Raw genomic sequence first — 432 nt, forward strand, 5'->3', positions numbered from 1 at the left:
GGTCTACGACTTCACCGAGAGCCGCTCGGGCGAGCATGCCCGCGCCTTCCTGGGCGACTGGCGCGGCAGCCTGGTGTGCGACGACTTCAGCGGCTACAAGGCCAGCTTCGCGCTGGGCGTGACGGAGGCCGGCTGCATGGCCCATGCGCGGCGCAAGTTCATCGAACTGCATCAGGCCAACAAGAGCACGATCGCCGAGACAGCCATTGAGTTCATCGGGCAGCTCTATGGCATCGAGCGTGATGCCAAGGAGTTCGATGCTGAGCAGCGGTATCAGATGCGACAAGCCAGGGCTGCGCCGATTGCCAAGGCGCTGCACGACTGGCTCGTTGCCCAGCGCAGCAAGATCACCGATGGGACCGCCACGGCCAAGGCGATCGACTACAGCCTCAATCGCTGGGTGGCGCTGACGCGCTACCTGGACGATCCTGC

The 432-nt window shown here is 64.8% G+C and carries 1 protein-coding gene; it reads left to right on the forward strand.

Annotated features, from left to right (window positions below; genetic code table 11):
• Window positions 1-432, forward strand: a 432-nt coding sequence (locus tag HUO12_RS14420; RefSeq protein WP_176274504.1) for an IS66 family transposase, incomplete at both ends; no start/stop codon positions are given.

It is taken from the genome of Altererythrobacter lutimaris, from assembly GCF_013371495.1.
GTDB lineage: Bacteria > Pseudomonadota > Alphaproteobacteria > Sphingomonadales > Sphingomonadaceae > Erythrobacter > Erythrobacter lutimaris_A.